This window comes from Stenotrophomonas sp. 82F1, from assembly GCF_056861525.1.
The window spans coordinates 140,743-151,199 of the sequence record NZ_JBSPUD010000004.1; the positions used below are offsets into that span (position 1 = coordinate 140,743).

Genomic DNA, 10,457 nt, shown 5'->3' on the forward strand with positions numbered 1-10,457 from the left:
CCTCGCTCCAGCCCCTCCAAGGTCCCGCCATGGCAACCGCCATCCGCCACGACTGGCACCACGACGAGCTGCAGGCGCTGTTCGACCTGCCCTTGCCGGAACTGCTGTTCCGCGCCGCCACCGTCCACCGCGAGCACTTCGACCCAGCCCAGGTGCAGGTCTCCACGCTGCTGTCGGTGAAGACCGGTGGTTGCCCGGAAGACTGCGCGTACTGCCCTCAGGCGCAGCGCTACAGCACCGGGGTCAACGCACAGAAGCTGATGGACACCGACGCGGTGCTGGCCAAGGCGCGCCAGGCGAAGGCGGCCGGTGCTTCGCGTTTCTGCATGGGTGCGGCCTGGCGTTCGCCGAAGGACCGCGACATTCCGAAGGTGGCAGCGATGATCGCCGGGGTGAAGGCGCTGGGCCTGGAAACCTGCGCCACGCTGGGCATGCTCAGTGGCGAACAGGCGCGCGCGTTGAAGGACGCCGGCCTGGACTACTACAACCACAACCTCGATACCGCGCCGGACTACTACGACTCGATCATCCACACCCGGCAGTACCAGGATCGCCTGGATACGCTGGGCCATGTGCGCGATGCGGGGCTGAAGACCTGCTGCGGCGGCATCGTCGGCATGGGCGAAACGCGCGCGCAGCGGGTCGGCCTGCTGCTGGCGCTGGCCACCTTGCCGGCACATCCCGATTCGGTGCCGATCAACAAGCTGGTGCAGGTCGCCGGCACGCCGCTGCATGGCAGTGCCGCGCTGGACCCGTTCGAGTTCGTGCGCATGATCGCCGTGGCGCGCATCGCCATGCCGCGTTCGATGGTGCGGCTGTCGGCCGGCCGCGAAGCGATGAGTGACGAACTGCAGGCGCTGTGCTTCCTGGCCGGCGCCAACTCCATCTTCTATGGCGACACGCTGCTGACCACCGGCAACCCGGAAAGCGAGCGCGACATGGCCCTGTTCGCACGCTTGGGCCTGCAGCCGATGGCGGTGCAGGTAGACGCCGACGGTCACGACCATGGCGGCACCGTGCATGCCGATATCAGCGCCGATGCCCCCGGCTGCGGCTGCGCCCACGCGGCCTGAGCCGGCGGCCAAGCAGGCGTCGCGGCAACGCGCTACCCTAGCCGCCCCGTCGCCGCATCCAGCCGCCATGGCACGCCCCGACCTGACCGCCCGCCTCCAAGCCCAGCGCGCGTTGCGCGATGCACAAGGCCGTCGCCGCCCACGGCGCACGGTCACCCGTCGCGATGGTGTGCGCCTGGAAGTCGACGGGCGCTGGCTGACCGGCTTCTGCAGCAACGATTACCTGGGCCTGGCCCAGCAGTTCAGCGTGGTCAACGCACTGCAGGATGCCGCCGCGCGCGAAGGTGTAGGCGCCGGTGCTTCGCACCTGGTCTGCGGCCACCACGCGCTGCATGATGCATTGGAGCGCGAAGTGGCCGAGTGGCTCGGTTACCCGCGTGCGCTGCTGTTCGGCAGTGGCTTCGCCGCCAACCTGGCCGTACAGCAGGCGCTGCTGAGCGAAGAGAACGATGTCTGCGTGCAGGACAAGCTCAACCACGCCAGTCTGCTCGATGCCACGCGGCTGGCCGGCGCGCGCCTGCGCCGCTACCCGCACCTGGACGCGGAAGGTGCGATGCGCCAGCTCAAGCATGCGCCCGATGGCGCGGCGATGCTGGCCACCGATGGTGTCTTCAGCATGGATGGCGATATCGCGCCGCTGCGTGCGCTGTCACTGGTCGCGCGCCTGCAGCAGGCGTTGTTCTACGTGGACGATGCGCATGGCGTGGGCGTGCTTGGCGATGGCCGTGGCGCGGTCGCGACCGCCGGCCTGGGCGTGGACGATGTTCCGCTGCAGCTGGTCACCCTGGGCAAGGCGCTCGGCGGTTCCGGCGCGCTGGTGCTCGGCCGCGAAGACCTGATCGAGCATCTGGCCGAAACCGCACGCCCCTACATCTACACCACCGCCATGGCGCCGGCATTGGCGGCATCCGCGCTGGAAGCGGTGCGGCTGGCCCGACGCGATCATTGGCGGCGCGCGAAGCTGGCCGATCTGATTGCACGGTTCCGCGGCGAAGCGCGCCGTCACGGGCTGGATCTGATGGCATCGGAAACGCCGATCCAGCCGTTGCTCTGTGGCGACGACCACACCACCGTGGCGATGTCGCAGGCGCTGGAACAGGCCGGCTGGCTGGTCGGCGCGATCCGCCCACCGACCGTGCCGGAGGGCAAGGCGCGCCTGCGCGTCACCTTGTCAGCGCTGCACACCACCGAACAGGTGCGCGGCCTGGTCGAAGCCATCGCCGTTGCACGCGACCGCGTGGCCTTTGCCACGCGCGAAGTGCTGCCGCCGTCGTTGCCGGCGCTGGCCTGAGTGATCGTGTAGTTCCCCATGCATATCGAAGTGACCGGCCATGGGCCGGACCTGGTACTGATCCACGGCTGGGCCCTGCAGGGCGGCGTGTTTGCGCCGCTGGTGCAGCGCCTGGCCGATCGTTTCACCCTGCATCTGGTCGACCTGCCCGGCCACGGCCACAGCCGCGACGACGGCACGCCGCTGCGTCTGCCGTTCGTGGTCAACGCCATTGCCGCGGCCACGCCGCCAGCGGTGTGGTGCGGCTGGTCACTGGGCGGCCTGTTCGCGCTGCACGCGGCGGCCACGCTGCCGAAGGTACGTGGTCTGGCGATGATCGCCGCCACGCCGCGCTTCGTGCGCGCTGATGACTGGCCGCACGCTGTGGAGCCCTCGGTGTTCGCGCAGTTCGGTCGTGACCTGGCGCAGGACTTCAGTGGCACCCTGGAGCGTTTCCTGGCACTGGACGTGATGGGTTCGGCGCATGCCCGCGAGGAACTGCGCACCCTGCGCCAGCGTCTGGTCGAACGCGGTGCGCCTACCGAACGCGCATTGCGCGAGGGCCTGCAGCTGCTGGAGAACACCGACCTGCGCGGCGCCCTGCCCGCACTGGGCAAGCCCAGCCTGTGGATTGCCGGCCAGCGTGACCGCTTGGTCTCTCCCGCTGCCATGCAGGCCGCTGCCGCGCTGGCACCGGGCGGGCAGTCGCTGACCGTCGCCCACGGCGGCCACGCCCCCTTCCTCGGCCATGCCGATGACGTTGCAGCCGCCCTGCAACACTTCGTTGCCGGCCTGTCACCGGCCGATGGCGGACAATGAGCCTCCCTACGCTTCTGCAGGACTGACGCATGGATCTGGGCATTTCCGGCCGCTGGGCACTGGTCTGCGGCGCCAGCAAGGGGCTTGGCCTGGGCTGCGCGCGGGCGCTGGTGCGCGAAGGCGTGAACGTGGTCATCGTCGCCCGTGGCGACGCTGCGCTGCAGGCCGCGGCTGCGGAACTGCGCGCGCTGGCCGGTGCCGCTGAAGTACGCGCGATCGCCGCCGACGTCACCACCGAGGCGGGCCGCGCCCACGCGCTGGCCGCCTGCCCGCAGGTCGACATCCTGGTGACCAACGCCGGTGGCCCGCCGCCGGGCGACTTCCGCACGTTCGAGCGCGACGACTGGATCGCCGCGCTGGACGCGAACATGCTGGCGCCGATCGCGCTGATCCGCGCCACCGTGGACGCGATGATCGAACGCGGCTTCGGCCGCATCGTCAACATCACCTCGTCATCGGTGAAGGCCCCCATCGACACGCTGGCGCTGTCCAACGGCGCGCGCAGTGGCCTGACCGGCTTCGTCGCCGGGTTGGCGCGGCGCACCGTGGCCCACAACGTCACCATCAACAATCTGCTGCCCGGCCAGTTCGACACCGACCGGCTGCGCGCCAACTTCGCCCATGCCGCGGGGCAGAATGGTGATGCGCAGGCTGTGGCCGAACGCCGCCGCCAGCAGATCCCCGCCGGTCGCTTCGGCACGCCGGACGAATTCGGCGCCGCCTGCGCCTTCCTGTGCAGTGCGCAGGCGGCTTACCTCACCGGACAGAACCTGCTGATCGATGGCGGCGCCTACCCTGGTACGTTCTAAGAGACTTCTGCAATGCCGTCCCATTTCGATGCCCGCCATGTCCGTCGCGCTTTTGCCCGCGCCGCCAGCAGCTACGATGCTGCCGCCGCCCTGCAGCGCGAGGTGCAGTCGCGGCTGCTGGAATCGCTGGATTACCTGGAGGCGCGCAAGCCCGAGGTGGTGCTGGATATCGGCGCCGGCACCGGTCATGCCAGCGCGCTGATGAAGAAGCGCTGGCCGAAGGCGCAGGTGATCGCGCTGGACGTGGCGCTGCCGATGCTGGACCAGGCCAAGCGCCAGGCTGGCTGGTGGAAGCCGTTCCAGCGCCTGGCCGCCGATGCGACCGAGCTGCCGTTGGCCGACAACAGTGTGGATGTGATCTTCAGCAACCTGTGCCTGCAGTGGGTGGATGACCTGCCGGCGGTGTTCGCCGGTTTCCGCCGCGTGCTCAAGCCCGGTGGGCTGCTGCTGTGTTCAACCTTCGGGCCGGACACGCTGGTCGAGCTCAATGAAGCCTTCGCCGCCGCCGATGACCGCCCGCATGTCAGCCGCTTCGCGCAGATCGCCCAGTTCGGCGATGCGCTGATGATGGCCGGCTTCCGCGACCCGGTACTCGACCGCGACCTGTTCACCCTCACCTACGACGATCTGCCTTCGTTGATGCGCGAGCTGCGTGCGATGGGCGCGACCAACGCGCGGGTCGATCGCCGCCATACGTTGACCGGTCGCGGTCGGTTTGCAGCGGCAGCAGCGGCGTACGAACCGATGCGCCGTGACGATGGCAAGCTGCCCAGCAGCTGGGAAGTGATCTACGCCCATGCCTGGGCACCCGACCCGGGCGCACCGATCCGCGAAGGCGGCCATGACATTGCTTCGGTGCCGGTGTCGGCGATCCCGATCCGGCGCAAGCAGACCTGATTCGAAGGCGCCGCCGGGCATGGCCCGGCGCTACCAGGCGCGCGTTATGGGTAGCGCCGGGCCCTGCCCGGCGAGCGCCGCGGCAGCCGCTCAGGTATTGGCCGGTGAACTCAGCGGCGGCCGCACCAGGTCGCGGTGGAAGAAGTAGATCTCCTGCACCAGGAAGCGCCAGCTGGTATGAAAGCTGCGGAAGCGCGTGCTCGGCGTGGACGATGCCAATGCCTGGATGCCCAGCGCCTTGCTCAGGCGCAGCGCGCGCGCCATGTGCAGCGGGTCGCTGACGATGATCACCGAATGCAGCTTGCGCTGGTCCATCAGCCGCTTGGCCTCGACCAGGTTCTGCACGGTATTGCGCGAGGCGGTCTCGATGAGGATCGCGTCATCGGGAATGCCGTGCTTGAGCGCATAGCGTCGGGCCACCTGCGATTCCGAGAAGCGCGCGCCGGTGCCGCCATAGCCACCAGTGAAGATCAGCAGTGGCGCGTAGCCGGCGTCGTACAGATCCAGGCCATGGCGGATGCGCTCTTCAAATACCGGCGAGGGCTTTGAATCATAGGCGGCCGCGCCGAGCACGATGATCGCGTCCGCCTTGGCCGCCTGGTCGCGTTCGCCGACCCAGACGATCCAGGCGGTCACGCCCAGCAGCCAGATCACCAGCAACACGAACAACCGCCACAACCAACCGAGCAGGCCGGTGCGTTCGCGATGGCGGCCGCGGCTCATGGCGCTCCCCAGCGCAGGGCAGGCAGATCGACATTGCCGCCAGACAGCACCAGTCCCACCCGCAGGCCGGCGAAGCGCGCAGGCTGCGCAAGCACCGCCGCCAGCACGATCGCCGAGGACGGCTCGACCACCTGCTTGAGCACGTCCCACAGCAGGCGCATCGCCGCCATGGTGGCGGCATCGTCAACCACGATGACCTCGGCACCTGCGGCCTGCAGCAACGCGAAGTTGGGTGCACCGATCAGCGTGCGCAATCCGTCGCAGATCGTGTCCGGGATGAATGCCTCCTGCCGCTTGCCGGCCGCCAGCGAACGGGCGGTGTCGTCGGCACCGGCCGGTTCGGCCAGCACCAGCCGGGTCTCCGCGCTGGCGTGCTGCAGGGCCAATGCGGTGCCACTGGCCAGGCCACCGCCGCCCACCGGTACCACCAGCACGTCGAACGGACCCTCGCTGTGCAGCAGCTCCAGCGCGGCCGTGCCCTGCCCAGCCATCACTGCCGGGTTGGTGTACGGATGAACCAGGGTGGCGCCGGTATCGGCCTGCACCTTGGCGCAGGTGGCCTCGCGATCGGCAATGGTGGCCGGGCAGCGCCAGAGGGTGGCGCCATGCCGGGCAATGTTGGCCAGCTTGGCGGCCACCGCCCCTTCGGGCACCACCACGTGGCAGGGAATGCCCCGTGTGCGGGCCGCCAGCGCCAACGCGGCGCCGTGGTTGCCGGAGGAATGGGTCACCACACCGGCACTGGCGTGATCGGCATCCAGCGACCACACCGCATTGCAGGCACCGCGGAACTTGAACGCGCCGCCCCGCTGCAGGTGCTCGGCCTTGAACGCCAGTTGCGCACCGGCCAGTGCGTCCAGCGTGCGCGAGCGCAGCACCGGGGTCACGCTGGCATGGGGCGCGATCCGCGCGGCGGCGGCAAGGACGTCATCAGCGCGGGGCAACAGTGAATCGCTCATGACGCAAGATTAACGTATGCCTCCGCGCTGGCGAGGGCGCCATCGGTCATGCCAGCATGCCGGCGTACACCGCCATTCATCCTGGGCGGCGGAATTAAGGGCTGATTCAACGCCGGCGGCCGAAGCTGCCTGCATACCCGTCCTCTGGGGGGACCCATCATGAAAACGCGCCTGATGCTTGCCGGTGGCCTGTTGCTGGCCCTGACCGGTTGCACCACCTATGACTATGTCGGTGGCCGCGGCGGTGGTTACTACCACGGCGCGCCGTCGGTGGAGTACCGCTACCCCTATGGCTATCCGGCCGACTACGGCTATCCGTATTACGGGGGCGGTGGCTATTACGGCTACGGCGGCCCGTACTACCAGCGGCCGATCTACCGCCCGCCGCACCACAACCACCGCCCGCCGCCGCGTCCGGGCAATGGCGGCGAGAACCGTCCGCCACCGCCGCCGCGCCAGAACAATGGCGGATCGCCTTGGCGCAACATGGATTCGATGCGTCGACCGCCGCAGCCCGCGCAGCGGGTCGAACGTCCGTCACCGCCGCCGCAGGCCCGCCCGGCTCCGGCTCCGCGTGCGCCGAGGATGAACAGTTCCCCCTGGCGCGCGATGGATCGTGAGAGATAGCGCACAGTTGACGCTTGTTCCATCTTGCATTTCACACGGTCCAAGCCTCAATCTACGCAGGTGGTGACGGCCCGCGTCACAAAGTGACAAAAACGTTAAGGGCCCGTCCCAAACAGCTCTGCGTCGATATCCGACAGGAACATCTGGATCCCCCCTGTTCCGGCCCTGTCGGATGTCGGCACCTTTGAAGACGAACGGCCCCGCACTGCGGGGCCGTTTGTTGTTCGGGACGCCGCAACGGCATCCACGCATGGCGTGGATCTACCTGGACACTGCGCGCGGGGGCCGTTTTCACGCCATGTCTGGTCGCAGCCCGGGCACCAGGACAGTAGATCCACGCCATGCGTGGATGTCGCTTTCCCGGAAGCCACAAAAAAAAACAGGGCCGGACAGTCCCCCGACTGCCGGCCCCTCTGCTTCCCCACCGTGCGCCTGTACCGGCCCCTGTTCCAATTCCGGTCACCAGCGCCTGCGGCGCCAGCCACGGTGGGTGCTATTGGGTTATCTGCAAAAATCCTGCCAACTTTAGGGTTGATTTCGACGCCAGCCGGCCGGCGCCGACGCCCCTGCCCCGATTGGCGCTAAAATCGCCACCCCGACGCGGCCCCCGGCTGCGCCCACCCCTTGCTGAACAGCCCCCATGATCGATTCCTTCCATCGTTACGACGTCATCGTCATCGGCGGTGGCCACGCCGGCACCGAGGCCGCGCTGGCTGCGGCCCGTACCGGCGTGCGCACCCTGCTGCTGACCCACAACATCGAAACGGTGGGGGCGATGAGCTGCAACCCGGCCATCGGCGGCATCGGCAAAGGCCATCTGGTCAAGGAAATCGACGCCCTCGGCGGTGCGATGGCGCATGCCGCCGACCGTGCCGGCATCCAGTGGCGCACGCTCAATGCCTCCAAGGGCCCGGCCGTGCGCGCTACCCGCTGCCAGGCCGACCGCAACCTGTATCGCATGGCGATCCGCGCCATCGTCGAGGGCCAGGCCAACCTGACCGTGTTCCAGGCGGCGGTGGATGACCTGATCATCGAGGGCGACGCCGTGCGCGGGGTCATCACCCAGACCGGCCTGCGTTTCGACGCCGAGGCCGTGGTGCTGACCGCCGGCACGTTCCTGGCCGGCAAGATCCACGTCGGCCCGACCCAGTACGCTGCCGGCCGCATGGGCGATCCGCCGGCCACCACACTGGCCGCGCGCCTGCGCGAGCGGCCGTTCCAGGTGGACCGCCTGAAGACCGGCACGCCGCCGCGCATCGACGGCCGTTCGCTGGACTACAGCGTGATGGACGAACAGCCCGGCGACACGCCGCGCCCGGTGATGTCCTTCCTCGGCTCGGTGGACGAGCATCCGCAGCAGGTCAGCTGCTGGATCACCCACACCAGCGAGCAGACCCACCAGATCATCCGCGACGCCCTGCACCGCTCGCCGCTGTACAGCGGCCAGATCGAAGGCATCGGCCCGCGCTACTGCCCGTCCATCGAAGACAAGGTGGTGCGCTTCGCCGAGAAGGCCAGCCACCAGATCTTCGTCGAGCCGGAAGGCCTGGGCATCGTCGAGATCTACCCCAACGGCATTTCCACCTCGCTGCCGTTCGACGTGCAGCTGGAGATGGTGCGCAGCATCCGCGGTTTCGCCAACGCGCACATCACCCGCCCTGGTTACGCCATCGAATACGACTTCTTCGACCCGCGCGGACTGAAAGCCTCGCTGGAAACCAAGCTGGTCAACGGCCTGTTCTTCGCCGGCCAGATCAACGGCACCACCGGTTACGAAGAAGCCGCCGCCCAGGGCCTGCTGGCTGGCCTGAACGCCGCACGCCAGGTGCGTGGCCTCGATGGCTGGTGCCCGCGCCGCGACGAAGCGTATCTGGGCGTGCTGGTGGACGACCTGATCACCCACGGCACCAACGAGCCCTACCGCATGTTCACCAGCCGCGCCGAATACCGCCTGCAGCTGCGCGAAGACAATGCCGACCAGCGCCTGACCCCGGCCGGCCGTGACATGGGCCTGGTCGATGATCGTCGCTGGCGTGCCTTCGAAACCAAGCAGGCCGCCGTGGCCGCCGAGCGCACCCGCCTGGGCGCGCTGTGGGCGACGCCGGCCAATGCGCTGGGCCGCGAAGTACAGGAAACGCTGGGCGTGGCGGTCAGCCGCGAAACCAACGTGCTGGACCTGATCAAGCGCCCGGAACTGGATTACGCGCAGCTGATGCAGGTGCCCTCGCTCGGCCCGGCCGTGGCCGATGGCAAGGTGGCCGAACAGGTGGAGATCGGGGTGAAGTACGCCGGTTACCTGGATCGCCAGCGCGAGGAGATCGAGCGCCAGCAGCGGCATGAAGCAACGCCGATTGCCGGCGATTTCGACTACGCCATCGTGCGTGGGCTGTCAGCCGAAGCGCTGCAGAAGCTGGAGCGCGTGCGTCCGCAGACCATCGGCCAGGCACAGCGCATTCCGGGCATGACCCCGGCGGCGATCTCGCTGCTGCTGGTGCACCTGGAACGCGCGCGGCGCGGACGCGTGGCGTAACGCGGGATCGGCAAATGCCATCCACGCATGGCGTGGATCTACTCGCGGTCCGATCTGGTAGGTGTCGACCTTGGTCGACACGGATGCATGAAGCATCCCGGTCGCTGCAGGCGCCCGCAGGGTCGGCATCGGCAGAACGCGTATCATCGTCGTGTCAGCCCCACCTGGAGACACCGATGACCCCGCTGCGCCCTTTCCGCGACAAGATGCCGGTACTCGGCCAGCGTGTGTATGTCGATCCGGCCTGCACCATCATCGGTGATGTCGAACTGGCCGACGACGTGTCGGTCTGGCCGGGCACGGTCATCCGCGGCGACGTCAATTTCGTCCGCATCGGTGCACGCACCAATGTGCAGGACGGCACCATCATCCACGTCAGCCACCACAGCCCGTACAACAAGGCTGGCTACCCGACCCTGATCGGCGAAGGCGTGACCGTCGGCCATGGCTGCATCATCCACGCCTGCAGCATCGGCGATTACAGCCTGATCGGCATGGGCGCGTGCATCCTCGACGGTGCCCGGGTCGAGCGCCATGGCTTCGTCGGTGCCGGCGCCGTGGTCGGCCCCGGCAAGGTGGTGGGCGAAGGCGAACTGTGGGTGGGCAACCCCGCCCGTCCGGCGCGCACGCTCAGCGACAAGGAGATCGAGTCGCTGCACTATTCGTCCGACCACTACGTGCGGCTGAAGGACGAGTACCTGGGCTGAGCCCGCATCGCCAATGGCCGGGCTCTGCTAAAGTCTGGGCCCG

Annotated in this window: 10 protein-coding genes; 8 read left to right on the forward strand and 2 right to left on the reverse strand. The window is 68.6% G+C overall.

Annotated features, from left to right (window positions below; genetic code table 11):
* Window positions 1-29 precede the first annotated feature (29 nt).
* From bioB to bioC, 5 genes are all read left to right on the forward strand, one after another.
* On the forward strand, window positions 30-1,073 hold the full coding sequence (bioB, locus tag AC13GI_RS06850; protein ID WP_482995885.1) for a biotin synthase BioB: 1,044 nt from the start codon (window positions 30-32) through the stop codon (window positions 1,071-1,073).
* A 67-nt stretch (window positions 1,074-1,140) separates the two neighbouring features.
* On the forward strand, window positions 1,141-2,364 hold the full coding sequence (bioF, locus tag AC13GI_RS06855) for an 8-amino-7-oxononanoate synthase (protein WP_482995886.1): 1,224 nt from the start codon (window positions 1,141-1,143) through the stop codon (window positions 2,362-2,364).
* 18 nt (window positions 2,365-2,382) lie between these two features.
* A complete protein-coding gene (bioH, locus tag AC13GI_RS06860) occupies window positions 2,383-3,162 on the forward strand; it encodes a pimeloyl-ACP methyl ester esterase BioH (protein ID WP_482995887.1) in 780 nt (259 codons plus the stop codon).
* A gap of 29 nt (window positions 3,163-3,191) precedes the next feature.
* Complete coding sequence (locus tag AC13GI_RS06865) at window positions 3,192-3,971, forward strand: SDR family oxidoreductase (protein WP_482995888.1); 780 nt, start codon at window positions 3,192-3,194, stop codon at window positions 3,969-3,971.
* 12 nt (window positions 3,972-3,983) lie between these two features.
* The gene (gene bioC, locus AC13GI_RS06870) at window positions 3,984-4,868 is read left to right on the forward strand and encodes a malonyl-ACP O-methyltransferase BioC (protein ID WP_482995889.1); all 885 of its coding nucleotides are present in this window, start codon (window positions 3,984-3,986) and stop codon (window positions 4,866-4,868) included.
* Between the two features lie 90 nt (window positions 4,869-4,958).
* Here bioC and AC13GI_RS06875 read toward each other — a convergent pair whose 3' ends face one another.
* Window positions 4,959-5,591, reverse strand: a complete 633-nt coding sequence (locus AC13GI_RS06875) for a YdcF family protein (RefSeq protein ID WP_099819815.1) — start codon at window positions 5,589-5,591, stop codon at window positions 4,959-4,961.
* Window positions 5,588-6,550 (reverse strand): pyridoxal-phosphate dependent enzyme, encoded by a 963-nt coding sequence (locus AC13GI_RS06880; protein ID WP_482995890.1) that lies wholly within the window; start codon window positions 6,548-6,550, stop codon window positions 5,588-5,590. The genes AC13GI_RS06875 and AC13GI_RS06880 overlap by 4 nt, the downstream gene beginning before the upstream one ends.
* 159 nt (window positions 6,551-6,709) lie before the next feature.
* On the opposite strand from AC13GI_RS06880, the gene AC13GI_RS06885 reads away from it, so the two are divergent.
* From AC13GI_RS06885 to AC13GI_RS06895, 3 genes are all read left to right on the forward strand, one after another.
* Entirely contained in the window at window positions 6,710-7,177 is a 468-nt protein-coding gene (locus tag AC13GI_RS06885; RefSeq protein ID WP_032952020.1) for a hypothetical protein, read from the forward strand.
* Window positions 7,178-7,817: 640 nt separating this feature from the next.
* Window positions 7,818-9,707, forward strand: coding sequence for a tRNA uridine-5-carboxymethylaminomethyl(34) synthesis enzyme MnmG (mnmG, locus tag AC13GI_RS06890; RefSeq protein ID WP_482995891.1), 1,890 nt, complete (start codon window positions 7,818-7,820; stop codon window positions 9,705-9,707).
* A 176-nt stretch (window positions 9,708-9,883) separates the two neighbouring features.
* Complete coding sequence (locus tag AC13GI_RS06895) at window positions 9,884-10,414, forward strand: gamma carbonic anhydrase family protein (RefSeq protein WP_482995892.1); 531 nt, start codon at window positions 9,884-9,886, stop codon at window positions 10,412-10,414.
* The last annotated feature ends 43 nt before the right edge of the window (window positions 10,415-10,457 follow it).